This window comes from Pedobacter sp. B4-66 (assembly GCF_018492665.1).
Classification (GTDB): Bacteria; Bacteroidota; Bacteroidia; order Sphingobacteriales; family Sphingobacteriaceae; genus Pedobacter.
In genome coordinates this window covers 301251-324079 of sequence record NZ_JAFVME010000005.1, presented here as the reverse complement: position 1 = coordinate 324079, position 22829 = coordinate 301251, and the positions used below count along the sequence as shown (strand labels likewise).

The following is a 22829-nucleotide window of genomic DNA, read 5'->3' as shown; positions in this document are numbered from 1 at the left end:
CAAATCATTTGCATTTTAATAAAAAAATAATATGTACATTGCACACTTAATTTTTTAATAAATAATACAATGCAAGAAGGAACAGTAAAATTTTTTAATGTAACTAAAGGTTTCGGATTCATCATTCCAGCAAACGGAGATAGCGAAATTTTTGTACATTCAACAGGCCTTATCGATGAAATTCGTGAAAACGACAAAGTTGAATACGATGTTGAAAGCGGTAAAAAAGGGTTGAATGCGATTAATGTTAAAGTAATCTAGATTATTAAAAACATAAATTGTACAGCATCGCAGATAACCTGCGATGCTTTTTTGTTTTTATAGCAATTATTTATTCTCTGATTTAATAGTCTCAAAAGCCAATTCAGGCTCGTTTGTGGTAATAAACTCTACCTTATTTTTAAGCAGCCATTTTATGTCATCAGCATTATTAACTGTCCAGGCATTGATAGTTAAACCCAACTCTTTAGCTTTTACAAACCATTCCCCTTTTTGGTAAACACTATAGTGATAATCAGCTCCATAAAATCCATCTGCTTTAAGTTTTTCTAGTGAAACATCTCCGTTTAAATAAGCCACTTTAGCTTTAGAATCCAACACCAAAATACGCTTCAAAATATCATAACTAAAACTAATATAATCAACCCATTCTTTAGCTTTTAATTTCTTAACCATAGCAACCACATGATCAGTCATTTCCAGATCTCTTTTTGGATCTGCCTTCGAAGGCTTTATCTCCAGAATCAACTTCATTTTCTTCTGTTTTATCCCCTCTTTTAAATATGCCTCTAGAGTAGGGATATGCTCCCCATTAGGGTGCTGCTTGGTTAAAAGCTCCTTGTATGTCACTTCCGCAATGTGAAGCCCGTAAAAGTCAGCATCATGGTTAATTACCAAAACACTATCAGAGGTCATATGAACATCAAACTCAGAACCAAAGCATCCTAATCTAGCCGCTTCTTTAAGTGAAGCAATAGAATTCTCAGGCAAATTATTCTTTTTCCAGGCTCCTCGATGAGCAATAACAGGGTTCTTATTCCAGGAAGACCCTTTAATATTTGTTTTGGGTTGAGGATCAAAACTTTTCGTAAATAACGTCATAAGAGTGATGACTAAAATTGATGATTTCATAAAAATACTTTTTCTAAAAATACTCGTTAAATGTTTATGTAAACGTTTTCTTAAAGTTATTTTCTAACTTTATTACCCATTCCACTGTTTTAATGAATAATAATTACGACATTTTAATAGCTAAAGTTAATGAGTTTACGCAAAAGTTTTATCTAAACAAGCTTTTACGGGGATGCATTTATGCCCTTACGCTACTCCTCATATTCTATCTTTTTCTCTTTCTCTTTGTTTACTATACAAACCCGGGGGTAGCCACAAAAACCACACTTTTCTTCTCCTTTTTAGCCCTTTCTGCAGCTGTAATATCATTTCTTATCATAAAACCCGCACTTTCATATTTCAAACTAAGTAAGAACTTAAGTATTGAAGAAGCAGCTACATTAATTGGTGATCACTTTTTTAATGTAAAAGATAAGTTACTAAATACCCTTCAATTACAAGCCCTTGCCAATCAACATCCAAATAACAATCAATTAATTTTAGCAGGTATAGATCAGAAAATAACTGAACTTAGACCGATTCCATTTGCCAGCGCAATCAAGCTTAAAGACAATAAAAAATACATTAAATATGTTTTCATCCCGCTTTCAATCATTTTTCTTATCGGCATAATTGCCCCAGCAATTATAAAGGAGGGAACTAGCAGCTTTGTTCAATACAATAAAGAAATTCTGCCTAAGGCTCCTTTTAATTTTGTAATGCTAAACAAGAGCTTAATAGTTCCGCAGGGCGATGATTTAACCATAAATCTTAAAATAACAGGAAATCAACTCCCTCAGGAAGTATATGTTTCAGATGCGGCCAATACCTACAAACTAGAAAAAGAAAGCGCTGGCCGCTTTATATACACCTTCAAAAACCTTCAAAAGAACAAAACAATCCAGTTCTCTGGAGGAGGCTTCAATTCCCTCTCCTACACAATAGAAGTTAAACCTCGTCCTTCGGTATTAAATATCACAGCTAAACTCCAATACCCGGCCTATCTGAACAAAAAGGAAGAGATTATACAAAATGCAGGAGATTTACTTTTACCGGAGGGAACCACGGTAACCTGGTCATTAAATACAGAGAACAGTAATAATCTGAGCTTTATTATTGGCAACAAACAATACCCGCTAACCTCAGAGAACAACAGCTTTAGCTTCACTAAAAAATTGCAGGAAAATACCGGATATCAAATTGTCCCTAAAAACAGCTTTATAAACAGCAAAGACTCCCTATCCCATCAAATAAACATTATTAAAGATGAATTCCCTAATATCTCAATCGTAGAAACCCCGGACTCTATAAGCAGTAAGGCGCTGTATTTTTCAGGAAACATATCAGATGATCACGGATTTAGTGCTTTAAAATTCCAATACAACATCAAAGAAAATGGTGTACTAAAAAGCACTGTAACCAAATCCTTGCCCCTCAAGAAAAACCAACTTGAAAATGCTTTTTTCTTTCTTTGGAATTTAAATGAAACCCCTCTAAAACCAGGACAAGCCCTCGAATATTATTTTGAGGTAGCAGATAATGATGCCGTTAACGGCCCTAAAAAAACGAAATCAGCTATAAAGATATTCGCAGTCCCTACACAACAACAAGTTGCAGAAAAGCTAAATCAGGGGAGTACAGAACTTAAACAGAAAATGGAAAAAGCCATTAAACTGGCTTCTGAGGTTGAAAAAGAAAGTAAAAAGCTCGGTGAAACCCTTTTAGATAAAAAACAACTCAATTTCGACGATAAAAAACAGATTGAGCAGCTATTAGATAAGCAGCAGCAGCTCGAAAAGGCGGTAGACGAGGTCAAGTCCTTAAATGAAAAGAACACGCTTCAGAAAGAAGAAAACAACGCTCTGAAGGACGAATTAATTGAGAAACAGAAGAAAATAGATGATCTGTTTAATAATGTTCTTAATGAAAAAACCAAAGAGTTGCTCCAAAAGCTTCAAAGCCTAATGGAGGAAAACAACAAGGATCAAACCCAAAACGAACTGTCCAAAATGCAAATGGACAATAAGTCATTAAAGAATGAACTTGATAGAATTCTGGAGCTCTATAAACAGCTCGAATTTGAACAGAATTTAAAAAACAATACTGATAGGCTAAATGATCTTGCTAAAGAACAAAAGGAGCTGTCTAAGAAAAGTTCTGAAAAAGACGCCTCATCTGATAAATTAAATGAAGAGCAGAAAATGCTATCTAACGAATTTGATGACATAAAAAAAGAGCTTAAAAAGCTAGATGATAAAAATCAGCAAATGGAGCGCCCTAATCCATTTAAAAATCCAGAAAAAGAAACATCAGAGATTAAGCAACAACAAAAAGATAGCGAGAACAAATTAGACCAGAATAACAAAAAAGACGCCTCTAAGAGCCAACAAAAGGCTGCTGAGCAAATGGAGAAGTTAGCGAAGGAGATGGAAGAGATGCAGCAGGAATCAGCAGAAATGGAAAGCAACCTAAACATTCAAGAACTGCGTCAGCTATTAAAAAACCTACTAAACACTTCTTTTGACCAGGAAAAGGTAATGCTGAATCTAAAAAGCATGAACAGCAATGATCCTCTTTATACGCAAAACGTTCAGAAACAACGCAGTATTAAAGACAACATGAAGACCATTGCCGATAGTTTATTCTCCCTCAGCAAAAGAGTGCCACAGATCGAAACTGCTGTTAACGAAGAGATGCAAAAGATCAATTTCAACATTGATAAGAGTCTCGAAAACCTTGGTGAAAGAAATACAGGTCTCGCCAACAAAAACCAGCAATACACCATGACTTCAATCAATAACCTTACGCTAATGCTAAATGAAGCGCTCGATCAGGTGCAAAACATGAAGAAAAATGGAAAATCTAGTGGGAGCGGAAAATCTAGCGGAAAGGGCAGTATGCAACAACTTCAGCAGATGCAAAAACAGCTTAATAACAGCATGCAAAAGGCTCGAGAGGAACTCCAAAAGAATGGAAACAAAGGCACCGTACCTAAAGGACAAATGAGCCAAGAGTTTGCTAAAATGGCGCAGCAACAGCAAATGATCAGAGAAGCTCTTCAAAAGATAAATCAAGACCAGAATAAAGACGGTAAAAACGGCCTTGGAAACCTCAATCAAATGATTCAGGACATGAAGGCGACTGAAAGTGATTTAGTGAATAAAAAAATAGAGCAGGAAACCCTTAATCGTCAAAAAAGCATCCTTACAAAATTACTTGATGCAGAAAATGCCGAGCGCGAGCAAGACCAAGATTCAAAAAGAGAAGCGAAATCAGCTAAAGACTTCCCTCCATCCTACAAACAAATGCTCGAGAAATTTAAAAAAACTCAGCAATCAGAAACAGAATGGCTTCAGAAACTACCCCCTGATTTAAACTTCTTTTACAAAAAGAAAATAACTGAGTATTTTAAATTGCTAAATTTGCCCCAATAATTTATGATCTGATGAGCAAAGCGAGCGTTAATTTTTTTACTGAAGACACCAATTATACCGTTAAAAAAAAGACAATCATTAAGAATTGGCTTAAGTCTGCTGTTGAAGCAGAAGGGTATCAGTTAAAGGAATTAAATTTTATCCTCTGCTCAGACGAATATTTATTGCGTATAAACCAGGATTATCTTAATCATGACACTTATACTGACGTGATCACTTTTGATAACTCTGAAGAGCTTAAAACGATTGTAGGCGACATATTTATAAGCATTGAGCGAATAAAGGAAAACGCAGCAACATTTAAGCACACTGTCGAACAAGAATTGTGTAGGGTAATGATTCATGGAACCCTTCACCTTTTAGGATACAAAGACAAAGGCAAAGCAGCAAAAACAAAGATGACCGATCGTGAAGATCACTACCTCGCTCTTCTAGCGAATTCTTAAGATTCATTCTAAATTATATTTTGATCAAATCGCCGGATTCTTCGGTCAAAAACGAGCACCAAATCTTCATTTTTCACTAAAAAACGTAAAGGCCATTTTAGGCCATTTTTAAGCCCTTTAAGGCGCTTTGATGCTTTTCTGATAAAGACATTGGAACTGCTACAATTATTGCAGCCAAAGCAAGCTATAAATGTCATTTTTTAGGGCTATTTGTCTGCAAAATCTGTTTTAAATTTTATTCCTTAAGCATTATGCAACTTTTCTGTTACATTAAGTACTAAGACTTATGTTTGTTGGAGATCAAAATCCTTTATATTAAATAGGACCAACTACATACCAAATAATTATTGCTTACTTTTGTAGTAATTTCTTATCTCTAATATCGTTAAACACAGACTTTGAGCACACTTATTGCAGCCGAAAATTTAGGCCATGCTTATCACGACGAATGGCTATTTAAAAACTTAACCCTTGGAATCCAAAGTGGGCAACGCGTTGCGTTGGTAGGTATTAACGGTGCTGGAAAAAGCACCTTGTTAAAACTTCTTGCCGAAAGATTTTCTCCATTGGAAGGAAAAATTGTAAAGAATAAATCCGTAAAAATCGGATTTCTTGATCAGGAGCCCTCATTTCCTGACGGTTATTCCATTAGTGACTTTATTTTTTCACTAGAAAATAAACAACAACAGCTCATAAAAGAATATGAAGAGCTAATTGAAGACCCTAACCCAGACGAAAAAACATTAAATCGCCTGTACGAAGAGTTAAGCGAACACAATGCATGGGAATATGAGCATGAGATAAAAACAATCTTAAGCCGAATGGGCATTAATCATTTGCAACAGCAGATATCTACCCTATCCGGTGGACAGAAAAAGCGCTTAGCGTTAGCGAAACTACTTATAGAAGATCCTGAGATCTATGTATTAGATGAGCCTACCAATCACTTGGATATAGATACAATTGAATGGTTAGAGAAATTGCTTACCTCAGGGAACAAAACAATCCTTTTGGTTACGCATGATCGTTACTTCCTGGATAATGTATGTAACACAATCGTTGAGCTAGATAGAGGTAAAATATATAACTACAATGGCAACTATGCTTACTTCCTTGAAAAGAAATTTGAAAGAGAAGCTGCCGACGAAAGCACTTTTCAAAAGAACAAAAATCTTTTAAAGAAAGAATTAGAGTGGATGAGGAGGATGCCACAGGCCCGCGGAACTAAATCTCAAGCTAGAATTGACGCATTTTACGACTTAGACAGCAAAACCAAGCAAAGAACTGACAATCAAAGCATTACTTTAAATGTAAAAATGGCACGTCAGGGAAACAAAATTCTTGAGTTAGATCATATCGGTCAGTCATTTGATGATAAAAAAATCATAAACGATTTCAGTTATACTTTTAAACGCGCAGATAGAATTGGCTTGGCCGGTAAAAATGGAACAGGAAAATCTACATTATTAAATATCATCACCGGTTTTCTTAAACCTGAAAAAGGTAAAGTTAGCACAGGAGAAACTACTGTTTATGGTTACTATAAACAAGGGGGTTTAGCCTTCAATGAAAAAGAACGTGTTATTGATATTGTAAAATCTGATGCCGAATATATTAAAATGGCAGACGGACAAACGATCTCCGCTTCCGCACTTTTAACCTTATTCCTCTTCCCGCCGAAGAAACAACATGGCATGGTTGAGAAATTAAGCGGGGGCGAAAAAAAACGTTTGCACCTGATGAAAGTCTTAATGCAAAACCCAAATTTCCTAATTTTGGATGAGCCAACAAACGATCTTGATATCGACACGTTAAATGTGCTTGAAGAATTTCTTGAGAACTTCCCTGGTGTATTAATTCTTGTTTCCCATGATAGATACTTGCTAGATAAGATGAGCGAGCAATTATTCATTATGGAAGGAAACGGAGAGGTAACCATTTATAATGGAAACTATTCAGAATACAGACTGAGTCTTGATGCTGCAAAAGAAAAACCAGAAGTAAAAAAGAAAGAAACTCAAATCTCTACTCCTACCCCAGTTGCTCAAAAAAAATTAAGCTACAAGGAGCAGAAAGAATTGGAAGATCTTGAATCAAGGATTCCTCAAATTGAATCTGAAGTTGAAAAGCTAACTCAATCCCTTTTAGAAATTGACAGCGCTAATTATATCGAAATTCAAGCTGTAACCAAATCTATTGAAAGCTTAAACAGTGAAATGGATGTTGTAATGGAGAGATGGTTAACGCTTTCTGAAAAATAAAAAATGACGATGAAAAGGATAAATGAAATCTGTTTTTTAAAATTGAACACCGTCGAAATAGCTTCGCCGAATGCTAAATCATTGTGTGCAAACAGCGGTTCCACGCATGATTCAAAAATCAAAAGAACTTATTCAACACAGGGATCAATTATCTCAAACACCCCTAAAAAGACCTTTTTAAACGCTATTTTAAAATTAAACACACGTACTAGAGCCGATTTAACGCGCCCTAACGAATCTTTAATTAATATCTTTGTAAACACGTTCCACGTGAAACAATCGCTCCAGAGAGCTCAGAGTTTCACGTGGAACACACAAAATATACTAAGCTATGTTTAATGAATATGATGTAATTGTTGTCGGTGCAGGACACGCAGGTTGTGAAGCTGCAGCAGCAGCAGCAAACCTTGGCTCCTCTGTTTTATTGATTACAATGAACATGGAAACCATCGCACAAATGAGTTGCAATCCCGCAATGGGTGGAGTAGCAAAAGGACAAATCGTTAGAGAAATTGACGCGATGGGTGGCTACTCTGGCATCATCAGCGACAAGACAACTCTTCAATTTCGTATGCTAAACCTTTCAAAAGGTCCGGCTATGTGGAGCCCAAGAACTCAAAATGATCGCAAAAGATTTGCAGAAGAATGGCGCTTAGCTTTAGAGCGCACTCCAAATGTAGACTTCTGGCAAGACATGGTTAGCAGTCTAATTATTAAAAACAACACTGTAATCGGAGTTAAAACTTCACTAGGAGTTGAGATAAAAAGCAAGTCAGTTGTGCTTACAAATGGCACATTTTTAAATGGGGTTATCCATGTTGGAGAGAAGAAATTTGGTGGTGGTCGCACAGGAGAAAAGGCAGCAACCGGAATAACTGAACAACTTACAGAGTTAGGATTTGAAGCCGGCAGAATGAAAACTGGTACCCCACCCCGCATAGATGGCCGCTCTTTAAATTACAGTGTAATGGAAGAACAGTGGGGCGACGAAAACCCTGGCCGCTTCTCCTATACCAATGTAGCCAGGCCAACCGAACAACGCTGTTGCTGGATTACATATACCAACTCAGAAGTTCATGAGACCTTAAAAGAAGGATTCGAAAAGTCTCCAATGTTTACAGGACGCATCAAAGGATTAGGTCCTAGATATTGTCCTTCAATTGAAGATAAAATCAATAGGTTTGCTGAGCGCGAAAGACATCAAATATTTGTAGAGCCTGAGGGATGGAATACCTGTGAGATATACGTTAATGGATTCTCTACTTCCTTACCTGAAGATGTACAGTATAAAGCACTAACCAAGATACCTGGATTTGAAAATGCCAAGATGTTCAGACCTGGATATGCCATAGAATACGACTACTTTCCACCTACCCAATTGTCGTTAACTCTTGAGACTAAATTGATCCATAATCTGTTCTTTGCAGGCCAAATAAATGGCACTACAGGATATGAAGAGGCTGCTAGTCAGGGTTTTATAGCCGGAATCAATGCACATCAGAAGGTAAAAGACAAACATGAACTTATCATGAAACGTTCTGAATCCTATATTGGTGTTTTAATAGATGACCTTGTAACTAAAGGAACCGAAGAGCCTTATAGAATGTTCACTTCAAGAGCAGAACACAGACTTTTGCTTAGACAAGATAATGCAGACATCAGACTCTCCCCTATTGGTCACAGTCTTGGTTTAATAAACGACGAGCGCTTAGATCTTGTAAAGAAAAAAGTAGCAAACTCTGACGCAATTGTCGAATTCTCTAAAAAACAGGCAATTGACATGGTTCAAGCTAATGCCCTTTTAGAAGAATTAGGCACAAGTACTCTAAATCAGACGGTTAAGGTATTTAACCTATTAAGTCGCCCACAAGTTGGCATAAATGACATAAGAACTGTTAATCCTAACTTCAATGAGTTCTTAGATCAGTTCGATAAAGAAACCATTGAGCAAGCTGAAATAAAAATCAAGTACGAAAGCTATTTTGAAAAAGAACAGGAAATTGTAAATAAAATGCAAAAGATGGAAGACAAAGACATCAATCCAAATTTTGACTATTCACAATTAGTATCTTTATCAAAAGAGGCCAGAGAAAAATTATTGAAGATAAAACCAAGAACTCTTGGTCAGGCATCCCGAATTTCAGGAGTTTCGCCATCCGATATATCAGTTCTAATGGTTCATATCAGCAAATAAGACGTAACTAACTGTATAATAATAATTTAAATACCAATAGAGTGTCTTAAAAACAGACTTATTTTAAGGCGATTTAAGACACTTTTAAAAAGTTTTAATAATATCCATTAAAAAAAGGTTCAATTTCAATACAACTCATATAAATGGCTAATAACACCAACATAGTTTTAATAAGAAATTTCACAGCTCTATTTTTACTAATTGCCTTAATTTATAGCTGTGCAAGTATTCAACAGCCCCAGGGAGGTCCAAGAGACACTACCCCACCTAAGGTTTTAAAAATGGAACCAAAAGATCTGACTACAAATTTCACAGCCAAAAAAGTTGTCATTGAATTTGACGAATATTTTAAGATACAGAATGAGTTTAAAGAGTTTTCTGTTTCACCGGAAATGCCTAAACCTCCAGTTTTAAAAACGAAAGGAAAAAAATTAGAAATCACCTTTCCAGATAGTCTGGAAAAAAATACCACCTATACTTTAAATTTCGGAAAAGCTATTGCTGACGTGAACGAATCCAATCCGGTTAAAAATTTAACTTATGTATTCTCTACAGGTCCAAAGCTGGATTCATTATCGATCAAAGGGAAAGTTACAAATTCATTAACAGGAGAGCCGGAGCTAGATGCAGTTGCTTTCATCCTTCCACTAAACAGAGATACGCTTTTTGGTAAAGGAAAACCCTCAATATATACATTAACAGATAGTAGCGGTTATTATAGCTTAAATAATTTAAGAAGTGATACCTACAAATTGTACGTTTTAAAAGAGAAAAATGGCGATAAAATCTATCAACAAGGTACAGAAGATATTGGTTTTATAAAGGACTCTATAGTTCTAACCAAAAAAATGGATAGTGTGAATGTAAAGTTATTTAGAGAAGATGCAACAGCATTTAGAATCTTAGACAAGCGTTTAAATCCTGATGGAAGTATAACATTTACCTTTAACCAAAAGCTAAAAAACCCCGAAGTTGTGGTAATAGATCCCCCTGCTTTAGATGCACCAAAAAAATTCAAATTTAGCAAAAACAACGATTCATTAAAAATTTGGCTTACCGATTTAAGCTTTGATTCAACCAAAATAAGTATAAAAGAAAACGGTAAATTACTTCAAACATCAACGCTTACAAGGGGTAAAAAAGAAACCTATACCAGAACATTAACAGCAATAAATAACCTTGATAATCGTGCATTACCTCCAGGCAGAACATTAAAATTCACTTTCAACTTTCCGATAGAAAGTTTTGATGCCAGTAAGATAACCCTATTAGAAGACTCTGTAGATAACAAAAATTTCACTGTAACTAAAGATAGTCTAGATCATCTCTCTTTCTATTTCAGGCATGCCTGGAAGCAAAAAACTATCTATGATATTAAGTTTGCTCCTGGTGCATTTACAGCCATTTTTAAGACTCAAAATAAAGAAATAAAGACAACTTTGGAGCTTGGTAAAAAAGACGATTATGGAACGTTAAAAGTTAAGATTGTACCTCCTGAAAAACAGAAAAGCTATATTCTAGACATTATCGATGGCAACAAAAATCTAGTAAACACTATAGTGGTAAAACAAGATACTACAGTAACTTTCAGCAATTACAAAGGCGGAAAATATTTCATAAGGATAACTTACGACACCAATAAAAATGGTGTATGGGACACAGGTAACGTGCCCCTTGGCTTACAACCTGAAAAGATATGGAATGAGCCTAAAGAACTATCCATAAGGCCAAACTGGGAAAGAAATGAAACAATTACTATTCCTAAAGAATAAACTATCTGAACCAGTCAGAATACATAATGTAATTATCTGGCAACTTGTTTAATAAAGCCCTTTGCTCATCAGTAATGGGCTTTATTTTTTTTGCAGGAGTTCCGGCATAAATAAAGCCACTTTCGCAATGAGTATTCTCCAAAACAACCGCTCCGGCAGCAATAATGGTATAATCTTCAACGATAGCATTGTCCATTATAATAGCACCCATACCAACCAATATATGGTCGTACAAAGTACAACCATGAACGATTGCATTGTGTCCAACGGATACTCTATTTCCTATTTTTGTAGCTGCTTTTAAATACGTAGCGTGAATAACAGCACCATCCTGAATGTTGCTGTCATTACCAATAGTAATACTATTTACATCTCCTCTAATCACTGCATTAAACCAAACAGAGCAATTTTTACCCATAACCACATCTCCTACTATAGTGGCATTTGGAGCAATAAAACAATTTTCATCCCACTTAGGATGTACGTCTTTAACTGGTAATATAACTGGCATAATTAAAAAATTGTATCGGTTAATTGTTCTAAATGTTTAGGATAATCAGTGGTAAAATGAAGTCCTCTACTCTCCTTTCTAGCCATTGCCGATTTTATAACAATAAAAGCAACTTGAATAACATTTCTCAGCTCGCAAAGTTTTACAGAAACCTTGTTTCCTTTATAGAAATCTTCAGTTTCCTGATACAACAAATACAGGCGTCTCATAGCCCGTTCTAACCTGAAATCAGAACGAACAATACCCACATAATCACTCATCAATTTCTGAGTTTCTCTCAAATTATGAGTAACCAATATATCCTCATTTGACTGTGTAACTCCATGATCATTCCATTCCGGAATATTATCAGGAATCACATTATCCTTAAAATGAGCTACCGCATGTTCAAATATACGATGTGCAAAAACAGGAGCTTCCAGTAACGAATTAGAAGCCAATCTATTGGCACCATGTAAACCTGTAGAAGAACACTCTCCACAAGCATATAAATTCTTTATAGTCGATCTTCCAAACTCATCAACCAATATACCACCACACATGTAATGAGCAGCTGGAGTAACCGGTATAATATCCTTTGTCATATCTATACCTATAGATAAACATTTAGCATATATATTAGGGAAATGAGCCAAAATATCAGCCTTTTTTCTATTTCTAATGTCAAGATAAACGAAATCCTCGCCCGATTTTTTCATTTCAGCATCTATAGCTCTCGCCACAATATCCCTCGGTGCTAATGATCCACGCTTATCATATTCGTACATAAATTCATCACCATTCTTCCTTCTAAGTACTCCTCCAAAACCACGAACAGCCTCTGAAATTAAGAAGGCAGGATACTCCCCAGGGTTGTATAAAGCTGTTGGATGGAACTGAATAAACTCCATATTCCTAACTTTTCCTTTTGCTCTATAAACCATCGCCATTCCATCACCCGTTGCAATAACTGGATTTGTTGTGCTAGAATAGATGTGTCCGGCACCACCAGAAGCCATGATAGTCACATTTGCCAGTATCTTTTCCACATCGTTAAGCTCTGTATTAAAGGCATATATACCATAACAGTTAATATCTTCACTACCTTTATCAACATGTATACCCTGATGATGTTGGGTAATTAACTCTAAACAGAAGTAATGTGTTAATATCTCTATGTTATCATTCTGATGAATCTGCTTTAATAACACACTTTCGATTTCATAGCCTGTTACATCTTTATAGTGCAAAACACGGTGTTCAGAATGCCCACCCTCTTTAGCTAAATCATATACGCCGGCACCATCCCTATCAAAATTTGTCCCATAGTCAATGATCTCTTGTATACGCTGAGGCCCCTCAGTAACAACTACTTCTACAATATGTTTATCACATAAACCGTCGCCGGCAATCAGAGTATCTTCTATATGTTTCTCAAAAGAATCATCTTTATCAACAACTACAGCAACTCCACCCTGGGCATATTTTGTATTGGATTCGTCCTCATTTGACTTAGTTACAATTAATACCTTACCATGTTTAGCTGCCTTCAATGCAAAGCTCAAACCAGCAATACCCGATCCTATGACCAAAAAATCTACTTTTCTCATTAAAATGTGTTATTTCCACTACTTTGTTAACAACGTTGATATAATTGTTAACTACTTGTCTAAATAAATAGAACAATTTTATTTGAATGTTTAAAGCTAAGCTAAAATGATAATTCGACACAATATTTTAACTTATTTTTAAGCATAAACACTAGGGTTATTAACTTTTTATTCACCAACTAACAATAAACATATTCGTATTGATAAGTTTTAGCTTCAATTAATATATCGTTGTAAATCAGTCTATATTTTTGTTAAAAATGTAATATAAATGTTAATAAGTTATTAATAAGTCATAAAAACGCATTTTTTTGAAGTACTTTTAAACAATACTAACACACTAATAAACAATAGAAATCTATTTATATTAAATAATTATAATTTATTGAAGTGTTGAAAGCTCCGTACATTTACAAAAGTTCCAAAACAGATAATTAAAATTTATCCTGTTCTTTGTACTTCATTAAAAAACGAAACATTAAAAAGAAAATATCAACTCATTAAAATGGACACCTTAGAGGAAATTAACAGAAAAGGTTTTGTAGATGAAAAGATCGATCCCACACTTGACCTTTTTGAGGAAATTGAAAAATTAAAAAAGGAAAAGAATGCGATAATATTGGCTCATTACTACCAGGAGCCTGATATTCAGGATATAGCAGACTATATTGGAGATAGTTTAGGACTTTCTCAGGAAGCTGCTAAAACTGAGGCAGATATCATTGTTTTTGCCGGGGTACATTTTATGGCAGAGACTGCTAAAATTCTTTCTCCTAGTAAAAAAGTTTTATTACCAGATGTAAAGGCAGGTTGCTCATTAGCAGATAGTTGTCCACCGCATTTATTTAAGAAATTTAAAGAAAAATACCCTGATCACCTGGTTATTACCTACGTAAACTGTACAGCAGAACTGAAGGCATTGAGTGACATCGTTTGTACGTCCACAAATGCCGTTCAAATTGTTGAAAGTTTACCAAAAGATCAGAAAATTATCTTCGGACCAGATAAAAATCTAGGTGCCTGGGTAGCAAAAAAGACCGGAAGAGACCTTGTGTTGTGGAATGGAGCGTGTATGGTGCACGAAATATTTTCAAGAGAGAAAATAACCAAGCTAAAAGAGCGCCATCCTAATGCAAAATTTATTGCGCACCCGGAATGTGAAGAAGCTGTGCTAAAAATGGCTGATTATATTGGCTCTACAACAGGATTATTAAAATATTCTATCAATAGCGACGCTCAGGAATTCATTGTAGCAACAGAAAGTGGTATTATTCATCAAATGGAGAAGGCAAACCCTACAAAAACCTTCATTCCCGCACCACCAAACAACAATTGTGCATGCAATGATTGTCCTTATATGAAAAGAAACACTTTAGAAAAACTTTATTTGTGCTTAAAAAATGAAAGTCCTGAGGTAACAGTGCCGGAAGATATCATTGTAAGGGCAAGAAAACCTATTGAAAGAATGCTTGAGATTTCTGCAAATTTGGGCTTGTAAGAGCGCAAATTTTGCTGAAAATTAATGTTGATAACTATGTTAATTTACTGTAAAACAACAATATAATGTTTGAGAATAAAGAAAGAACTGATATTTCAGAGTTGGGAGAATTTGGGCTGATTAAGCATTTAACAGATACTTTCAAAATAAGACATGAGAGCAGTATAAAAGGCATTGGAGACGATGCTGCAGTATTAAATTTTAAAGATAAACAAGTACTGATTTCTACAGATCTTTTGCTTGAAGGAATACATTTTGATTTGGCTTACGTGCCCCTGATGCATTTAGGATATAAAGCCGTACAAGTGAACCTAAGCGACATTTACGCTATGAATGGTATCGCAACTCAGGTGACAGTTTCTGTTGGCTTGTCGAGCAAATTTCCATTAGAGGCAGTAGAAGAAATTTATAAAGGAATTGAACTTGCCTGCAATAAATTCAATATTGATCTTATTGGTGGTGATACTTCTGCAAGTAAACAGGGATTGGTGATTAGTGTAACGAGTATTGGTTATGCTGATAAAGACGATGTTGTTTATAGAAATGGAGCCGGTGAAGGCGATCTTTTATGTGTTTCAGGAGATTTAGGAGGTGCTTACGTTGGTATGCAAATCTTAGAAAGAGAGAAGCTAATTTTCTTGGAAAATCCTAATATTCAACCAGATTTAGAAGGTAAAGATTACATTATTGAACGTCAGTTAAAACCTGAAGGAAGAAGAGATATTGTTGATCTTTTAGCCCAAATGGAAATAAAACCAACATCAATGATTGATGTATCTGATGGCTTAGCTTCCGAAATACTACACCTCTGTCAACAATCAGAAAAAGGATGTAACCTTTACGAAGAAAAAATTCCAATTGATCCAATGACTTATGAAACAGCACGTGAATTAGGCTTAGATCCTACGGTTTGTGCTTTAAGTGGTGGCGAAGATTATGAATTGCTATTTACTATTAAACAAGAAGACTATCCTAAGTTAAAAAACGATGTGGATATTACCATTATTGGCCACATTACAGATAAAAATTCAGGTTGTAAAATGATCTCTAAATCCAATGTTGTGCACGAATTAAAAGCACAAGGATGGAATGCATTTAAATTATAAGCTATCTTCCTCTTCGGATAAGGTAGCATCCAGAAATTTGGTGTCAATCTGCTTAGTAGCTTTGGCACCTAATTTCTTGATTTTCTCAGAAGTAGTAGAAAGATTTCCTGAACCTGTAGAAAGTTTATTTAAAGCCTTATCATAAGCATCCTGGCTTTGCTTAATATTTTTTCCAATACCCTCCATATCAGTTAAAAAGCCAACGAATTTATCATACATATTACCACTTAAACGAGCAATTTCAAGTACATTTCTATTCTGTCTTTCCTGTTTCCAAATACTTGCAATTGTACGTAAAGTAGCCAACAAAGTAGAAGGACTTACAATCACCACTTTTCTGTCCCAGGCATAATTAAAAAGCTCTGCATCTTGTTGAACAGCAATACCAAAAGAAGATTCTATAGGTATAAAAAGCAATACAAAATCAGGAGAATTGATCTGATAAAGTTCATGGTAATTCTTAGCAGATAAGCCTTGTATATGAGTTTTAATAGAAATAAGATGCTGTTTTAAATGCAGTTCTTTATCTTCATCAGTCTCCGAAGTAACCAAACGCTCATAAGCCAATAACGATACCTTAGAATCGATTATTATATGTTTATCGTCCGGAAGGTCAATAATAACATCCGGTTGCATCCTACCCCCATCAGAAGAGCTTAAACTAGTTTGTATCCTGTACTCTCTATCCTTTACTAAACCAGATCTTTCCAGAACACGTTCAAGTATTACCTCGCCCCAGTTTCCTTGCTTTTTATTATCACCTTTAAGCGCCTTGGTTAAATTATTAGCATCTTCCTGAATTTGCTTGGTCTGATCCATTAATTGAGAGATCACGCCCTTTAAAATATTTCTCTCGTCAGATTCAGATTTGTAAACCTTATCAACTTTCTCTTCAAAAGCCTTGATGTTTTCTTTAAATGGGTTTAAAATAATATCAAGATTGGTGCGGTTCTGTTCAGTAAATCTTGCTGTTTTTTCTTCAAGAACTTTATTGGCTATATTTTCAAATTCCAGTTTAAATCTTTGTTGCAGTTCGGCAATATATTTATCCTGTTCAATCTGTTTTTCGCGTTGTGCAATAAGTGATTCTTCAGCTTTAATAACTTTGCTGTGCTCATTCATATAATTGAGTCGAAGATCATTCAGTTCATCTTCCATTTTCAACTTTTCTTCCTTTAACCAATTCAATGATTTTTGGTGTTCAAGTTCCTTTAGCTCTAAAAGAGCAATGTGATTTTGATTAGCCGCCGGTTTTTTAAATAATAAAAAAATGAGGGCTACTAAGATGACAACTAATAATACTATTCCTGTTATTTCCATACTAATATTGTTATCAAAAGTGACCATAATAACTTTAAAATGCAAAAATAAATAGTAATTTATTTATTGGATTATAGAGAATCTAGAACAAGCCTGGCGGCATCTTCTCCGGTTTGAGTACCCATGGCAATTCCCATTCCATTACACCTTACAGCACAGAAAACATTGGGTTTTACAGCTTTAATTATAGGATCAATCGAAGATCCAAAGGCCATTATACCACTCCAGCTTTGTTCTATTTCAAAAGAATGATCAGGTAAAATTACTTCCGATAATAATTTTATCAAGACATTTTGAACAAATTCAGTATTACCAAATTCTGTAGTTTCTTCTGCTTTAAAATCGAGGTTTCTACCCCCACCTAGAAGCACTCTACCATCTATATTTCTAAAATAATAATAACCTTTATCGTAATGAAAAGTGCCTTTTATTTTTAAATCCTTTATAGGTTTAGTAATAATTACCTGCCCTCTTCCAGGGACAATATCTAATGATGGAAGCAAGTCTTTTATAAAGGCATTATTACATAGAAGCACTCTTTTACAACTAAAATTACCATCAGGAGTAATAATTATTTGCCTATCTTCTTCTTCTTTCAACTCAGTTACTAAGCAAGAATTAAAAGCAACTATACCCATTTCCCTTGCCTTACCAAGCAGGCCAAGCATCATTTTTCCGGGATCAATTTGAGCCTCTAGAGTATTTTCTAAAAGCACATCAACGCCTTTAAAGCCAAATTCAGCAATTCTATGAGGTGCAGTTTTAAAAACATCCTCTTTACCTGATATTTCTTTTAAAATATTGTTGTAATGCCCAATTTTACGCACACACAATGAAGATAATTCATTTTCTAATGGCTTAAATAATTCATAACCACCATAATTATGGTACGAGATAGAGCTGTCTCCTAATAGTTTACGGAGCTTTAACAAACCATTCCATCGTTTATCAATTAAATTATATAAACCAGTAGTTCCTATAATTTTCTCCTGCTCTATCAGTTCAGAAACACTTCCAAAACAAGCAAAGCCTGCATTCTTTGTGCTTGCTCCTGAAGGTAGAAAGCCTCTTTCCAATACAGCAACACTTAAATTTGGTGATTCAGTTTTTAAGCAAATAGCCGCATTAAGGCCCACAATTCCGCTTCCTATGATGATGATATCATAATTAAAGAAGTGCTTTTTTTCCCAATAAGAAATGAATGCAGACATAATATAAAATTATGTTATTTTTTGATTTTCAGGTCAATTGGGAACAGTTTTTGATTAAAAACAATTAGTAAACAAAACTAAAATAATGGGAATTTATTTGTTTTTAATAATCCCGGTTCTAATATTAAGCATGTTCGTACAGTGGAGATTTAGAAGTAAATTTTCAAAATATGCGGAAACGCAATTGAATTCGGGATTTTCGGGAAAGGAAGTAGCAGAGAAGATGCTGCACGACAACGGGATATTTGATGTGAGGGTGATGAGTACCGATGGACAATTGTCAGATCATTATAATCCATCAGATAAAACAGTTAACCTAAGTACAGATGTTTATTATGGGCGTAGTGTTGCAGCAGCAGCAGTTGCCGCTCATGAGTGTGGCCATGCTTTACAGCAGGCTAAATCATACAGCTGGTTAAACCTTAGAACCAGTATGGTTCCTTTGGTAAGTATCACTTCTAACCTCTTACAATGGGTATTGATATTGGGAGTTTTGCTAATAGCATTTACTTTTAATCCTTTTGTTTTAACCATTGGCGTGGCAGGATTAACGCTAATTACCATTTTTAGTGTAATCACACTACCAGTGGAGTTTGATGCTAGCAGAAGAGCGCTAATGTGGCTTAAAAACAATAAAGAGGTGCTTTATACATCCGAAGAAAATATTCAGGCGAAAGATGCACTTTGGTGGGCCGCCATGACTTATGTGGTAGCAGCATTAGGTGCTATGACTAATCTAATCTATTTTGTTTCCGTACTATTTGGCAGACAAAAAGGTTAATTTAATCTGTAATCAGCAATTAAACTAAATTTAGGAATACTAACAGTAAATTCAGTATCATCAACCAAACGAGCCATTAAATAGCTTCCGGCCATCGTACCCATGTCAGTAGTTAAATTGCACCCTGAAACGTATGAATGACTCTTTCCAGGCTGAATTACAGGCTGTAAACCGACAACACCCTCGCCTTCTACTTCTCTTTGAGTACCGCTGGAATCAAAAATCAACCATTGGCGTCTTTTAAGCTGTATTGCGTAATCTGAGAGGTTTTCAATAGTGATTCGATAAGCAAAAACGTAGTGATCATTTCCAGGATTTGAATATTCATCCTGATACACTGTTTCTACCGAAATTTTAACACCTTCTGTTATTGCTGTAACCATTACAATTTTATTTACACTAATTGTTTTTCAAAAATCAAGCCATTTCCCCAACAGGGACAACGTTATGATATTTATCTGCCACTTCATCTAAGATACTATGGATAGTTTCTATGTTATCTTCTTTGACTAACAGCATTCTATAAGGTTTAAAATCCGGTAAACCCTTAAAATAATTGGCATAGTGGCGTCTCATTTCGAATACACCCACTTTAGGCCCTTTCCATGCAATTGACTTCTCAAAATGAGTTCTGCAAACATTTACGCGTTCTTCAACACTTGGTCCTGCTAATATTTCACCTGTATTAAAAAAGTGTCTTATTTCCCTGAATATCCAAGGATAACCAATAGCAGCACGGCCAATCATGATCCCGTCAATCTCATATTCCAATCTCCAGTCTGCTGCTTTTTGTATGCTGTCCACATCACCATTACCAAATATTGGTATTTTTATACGTGGATTTCTTTTAATTTGTCTGATAAGTGACCAGTCTGCCTCACCTTTGTACAGCTGAGCCCTGGTTCTACCATGGATAGTTAAAGCTTGAATACCAATATCTTGCAATCTTTCTGCAACCTCTTCAACATTTTTGGTATTGTCGTCCCAGCCCAATCTGGTTTTAACCGTTACAGGCAAATGTGTAGCTTTTACTACAGCTTCTGTCATTTTAACCATCTTGTCGATATCCTGAAGCAAACTAGCTCCCGCACCTCTGCAAGCAACGTTTTTAACCGGACAACCATAATTAATGTCCATCAGATCAGGCTTAGCCAGAGTAGCAATTTCAGTAGCCTCTCTCATGTGCTCAATCTCACTTCCAAATATTTGTATCCCAATAGGACGCTCATACTCGAAAATATCAAGCTTAGCCCTGCTTTTTGCAGCGTCTCTGATTAATCCTTCCGACGAAATAAATTCGGTATACATCATGTCTACCCCGCTTTGTTTACAAACAAAACGAAAAGGAGGATCGCTCACATCTTCCATCGGTGCAAGCAATAAAGGGAACTCTCCCAGGTCAATATTTCCTATCTTTACAGACATTTTTCTATCTTCAATGCAAATTTCAAGCTGCAAAGGTACAAATAATCAAAATAATGAGTTTCATACAAAAGCAACAAGACGAAAATAGTCCTTATACGCAGCTACTTATGCTCTTGGGATACGCAGTAGCAGGTATTTTTATTTTTTTACTTATTGGACTTGCCATTATAGTTGCCATGTATGGATTTGGAGCGCTTACCAATCCGGTAATACTTTCAGGTGGCGAAGAAAAATACCGACCTGCATTGCAAATTCTGCTAATAGCGCAATCAGTAGGATTGTTTTTAGCTCCTCCTTTGTTTTTAGCTATAACCGAAAAAAAGAAAATAAATGTGTTTTATGGCTTTAAAAAAACAGAGGCAAGCCTGTTGTTTTTAGTCTTTTTAATTATGATGGTTTCGATGCCGTTTATGGAATGGACAGCGGTAATTAATCAGAAAATGACACTTCCTGATTTCCTACAGTCTATAGAAAGCTGGATGAGACAGAAAGAGGATGAGGCTATGCGAACCACATTATTACTCTTAAAAATGCAACATATCAACGAGTTGATAGCTAATCTTTTTCTAATAGCCTTATTACCAGGCATAGCCGAAGAATTGATGTTCAGAGGGGCCGTGCAACGCTCCTTCGGAAGAATTTTTAATAATCCACATGCTGCAATCTGGGCTTCTGCATTTCTTTTTAGTGCTATTCACTTACAGTTTTATGGCTTTTTACCACGCTTATTATTGGGTGCAGGCTTCGGATACATCTATTATTTTAGTGGCAGTTTATGGTATGCAATGCTGGCTCACTTTTTAAATAATGCTTATGCAGTATGTGCAGCATGGTATATGCAAAAAAACAATATACCTTTGTCTGAAGCAGACAATACAAGTCATTTTGCCTGGTACGGATACCTGTTTAGTTTTATTTTAACAATTCTGGTATTCAACTATTTTAAAACTAAAACTTCAAAATCATATGAACAGCAACTGGATTAAAGTTTACGAAACAGAAGACCAATTTCAGGCAGAAATTCTTAAACAAGGACTAATGGCAATAGATATAGATGCAGTGGTTTTAAACAAAAAGGATTCATCTTACACGTCGTTTGGCATATTATCAGTCCTTGTACATCCAGATCATCTGGACCAGGCGAAGCAATACATTTTAGAAAACAATATTTAATGAAAACCAGAGCAATAACCGCTTTCTTTTTTACTATCGTGATGCTGGGTTCCATCTTTTTAGGTGGTTACACATTTACTATTTTTTATCTGTTATTGAGCCTTGCAGCCTTACTGGAATTCTTTAAACTGATTAAAACTGCCGGAATAAGACCACATAGAAATATTGCTCTTTTTGCTGCCACATTAATCTTTTTAATGACTGCAGGATACCATTATCTACAGTTTGAAACCAAATACATGTTGCTTTTAGTGCCGTTGTTATTTTCGGTATTTATTAGCGAACTGTATAAAAAGGCAAAAATCCCTTTTGCCAATATATCTTACACTTTTGTAGGCTTTGTGTACGTTACAACGCCGTTTTGTTTCTTTTATTCGCTTGGTTTTTTGGTTAACAGCCCCGAATATAGCTTCCATTTACCCCTGGCCTTTTTGCTGATGCTTTGGGCAAACGATACAGGCGCGTACCTGTTTGGTATGAAATTCGGAAAAACACGTCTTTTTGAACGCCATTCTCCTAAAAAATCATGGGAAGGTTTCTTTGGAGGAATGTTTACAGCCGTATTGGCCTCGTACCTTATCTCATTACAATTTACAGAAATAAGCAGCTGGATTTGGGCCGGAATGGCACTTTTAATCGCAAGTTTCGGTACGCTTGGAGATCTTGTTGAGTCTATGCTGAAACGAAGCCTTGACGTTAAGGATTCGGGTACATTTTTACCAGGCCATGGTGGTCTACTAGACAGATTTGATGGTCTCTTGATTGCCGCTCCGGTAGTTTACACTTACCTGTACCTGATAGTTCGTTAATTATTTCTTGGTTGCCATTAATACCGTGCTTAAAAGCGGTTTAAACGTATTGGAATATAATTTCATAATGTCAAAATATTAAAACTATATCAAGTCCGTGTATTTATCGGAAAAACATGGACTCGACATGGACTCAACATGGACTTTGACCGAAGACTGGTCGAACAGTTTTGAGTAGCAGAATACACT

General features: G+C 35.5%; 19 protein-coding genes. 12 read left to right on the top strand and 7 right to left on the bottom strand.

Annotation, left to right across the window (positions count from 1 at the left end; translation table 11 throughout):
* Nucleotides 1–69: 69 nt before the first annotated feature.
* A complete protein-coding gene (locus tag J1905_RS10815; RefSeq protein ID WP_008241764.1) occupies nt 70–261 on the top strand; it encodes a cold-shock protein in 192 nt (63 codons plus the stop codon).
* A 66-nt stretch (nt 262–327) separates the two neighbouring features.
* Here J1905_RS10815 and J1905_RS10810 read toward each other — a convergent pair whose 3' ends face one another.
* Entirely contained in the window at nt 328–1131 is an 804-nt protein-coding gene (locus tag J1905_RS10810) for a glycerophosphodiester phosphodiesterase (RefSeq protein ID WP_214227272.1), read from the bottom strand.
* 92 nt (nt 1132–1223) lie between these two features.
* Between J1905_RS10810 and J1905_RS10805 the strand changes: the two genes are divergently transcribed.
* From J1905_RS10805 to J1905_RS10785, 5 genes are all read left to right on the top strand, one after another.
* Complete coding sequence (locus tag J1905_RS10805; RefSeq protein WP_214227271.1) at nt 1224–4544, top strand: coiled-coil domain-containing protein; 3321 nt, start codon at nt 1224–1226, stop codon at nt 4542–4544.
* Nucleotides 4545–4555: 11 nt separating this feature from the next.
* Nucleotides 4556–4990, top strand: a complete 435-nt coding sequence (gene ybeY / locus J1905_RS10800) for an rRNA maturation RNase YbeY (protein WP_214227270.1) — start codon at nt 4556–4558, stop codon at nt 4988–4990.
* Between the two features lie 398 nt (nt 4991–5388).
* Nucleotides 5389–7251: an ABC-F family ATP-binding cassette domain-containing protein gene (locus J1905_RS10795; protein ID WP_214227269.1), complete on the top strand. Its 1863-nt coding sequence runs from the start codon at nt 5389–5391 to the stop codon at nt 7249–7251.
* A gap of 331 nt (nt 7252–7582) precedes the next feature.
* Nucleotides 7583–9445 carry a tRNA uridine-5-carboxymethylaminomethyl(34) synthesis enzyme MnmG gene (gene mnmG, locus J1905_RS10790; protein WP_214227268.1) on the top strand — a complete coding sequence of 621 codons (1863 nt, stop codon included), beginning with the start codon at nt 7583–7585 and terminating at the stop codon, nt 9443–9445.
* A 143-nt stretch (nt 9446–9588) separates the two neighbouring features.
* Nucleotides 9589–11217 (top strand): Ig-like domain-containing protein, encoded by a 1629-nt coding sequence (locus J1905_RS10785; RefSeq protein ID WP_214227267.1) that lies wholly within the window; start codon nt 9589–9591, stop codon nt 11215–11217.
* A gap of 1 nt (nt 11218) precedes the next feature.
* Here the strand turns inward: J1905_RS10785 and J1905_RS10780 are convergent, their stop codons facing one another.
* Together J1905_RS10780 and nadB are read right to left on the bottom strand one after the other, a co-directional pair.
* Nucleotides 11219–11728 carry a gamma carbonic anhydrase family protein gene (locus J1905_RS10780; protein ID WP_214227266.1) on the bottom strand — a complete coding sequence of 170 codons (510 nt, stop codon included), beginning with the start codon at nt 11726–11728 and terminating at the stop codon, nt 11219–11221.
* Between the two features lie 2 nt (nt 11729–11730).
* On the bottom strand, nt 11731–13317 hold the full coding sequence (nadB, locus tag J1905_RS10775; protein ID WP_214227265.1) for an L-aspartate oxidase: 1587 nt from the start codon (nt 13315–13317) through the stop codon (nt 11731–11733).
* A gap of 505 nt (nt 13318–13822) precedes the next feature.
* Here nadB and nadA point away from each other — a divergent pair.
* Both nadA and thiL read left to right on the top strand, forming a co-directional pair.
* A complete protein-coding gene (gene nadA, locus J1905_RS10770; RefSeq protein ID WP_173089626.1) occupies nt 13823–14815 on the top strand; it encodes a quinolinate synthase NadA in 993 nt (330 codons plus the stop codon).
* Between the two features lie 65 nt (nt 14816–14880).
* Nucleotides 14881–15921, top strand: coding sequence for a thiamine-phosphate kinase (thiL, locus tag J1905_RS10765; RefSeq protein WP_173089627.1), 1041 nt, complete (start codon nt 14881–14883; stop codon nt 15919–15921).
* Here thiL and J1905_RS10760 read toward each other — a convergent pair.
* A complete protein-coding gene (locus J1905_RS10760) occupies nt 15916–17241 on the bottom strand; it encodes a DNA recombination protein RmuC (protein WP_214227264.1) in 1326 nt (441 codons plus the stop codon). The two genes, thiL and J1905_RS10760, sit on opposite strands and share 6 nt — an antisense overlap.
* Nucleotides 17242–17312: 71 nt before the next feature.
* Complete coding sequence (locus J1905_RS10755) at nt 17313–18452, bottom strand: NAD(P)/FAD-dependent oxidoreductase (protein ID WP_214227263.1); 1140 nt, start codon at nt 18450–18452, stop codon at nt 17313–17315.
* 85 nt (nt 18453–18537) lie between these two features.
* Between J1905_RS10755 and J1905_RS10750 the strand changes: the two genes are divergently transcribed.
* Complete coding sequence (locus tag J1905_RS10750; protein ID WP_214227262.1) at nt 18538–19233, top strand: zinc metallopeptidase; 696 nt, start codon at nt 18538–18540, stop codon at nt 19231–19233.
* Here J1905_RS10750 and apaG read toward each other — a convergent pair.
* The gene (apaG, locus tag J1905_RS10745; protein WP_214227261.1) at nt 19230–19616 is read right to left on the bottom strand and encodes a Co2+/Mg2+ efflux facilitator ApaG/CorD; all 387 of its coding nucleotides are present in this window, start codon (nt 19614–19616) and stop codon (nt 19230–19232) included. The two genes, J1905_RS10750 and apaG, sit on opposite strands and share 4 nt — an antisense overlap.
* A 34-nt stretch (nt 19617–19650) precedes the next feature.
* Nucleotides 19651–20658 (bottom strand): tRNA dihydrouridine synthase DusB, encoded by a 1008-nt coding sequence (dusB, locus tag J1905_RS10740; RefSeq protein ID WP_214227260.1) that lies wholly within the window; start codon nt 20656–20658, stop codon nt 19651–19653.
* 53 nt (nt 20659–20711) lie between these two features.
* Between dusB and J1905_RS10735 the strand changes: the two genes are divergently transcribed.
* The 3 genes from J1905_RS10735 to J1905_RS10725 are packed head-to-tail and all read left to right on the top strand — an operon-like array spanning nt 20712 to nt 22640.
* The gene (locus tag J1905_RS10735; protein ID WP_214227259.1) at nt 20712–21644 is read left to right on the top strand and encodes a CPBP family intramembrane glutamic endopeptidase; all 933 of its coding nucleotides are present in this window, start codon (nt 20712–20714) and stop codon (nt 21642–21644) included.
* Nucleotides 21625–21831 (top strand): putative signal transducing protein, encoded by a 207-nt coding sequence (locus J1905_RS10730; protein ID WP_173089634.1) that lies wholly within the window; start codon nt 21625–21627, stop codon nt 21829–21831. The genes J1905_RS10735 and J1905_RS10730 overlap by 20 nt, the downstream gene beginning before the upstream one ends.
* On the top strand, nt 21831–22640 hold the full coding sequence (locus J1905_RS10725; protein WP_214227258.1) for a phosphatidate cytidylyltransferase: 810 nt from the start codon (nt 21831–21833) through the stop codon (nt 22638–22640). Before J1905_RS10730 ends, J1905_RS10725 begins: the two co-directional genes overlap by 1 nt.
* Nucleotides 22641–22829 lie beyond the last annotated feature (189 nt).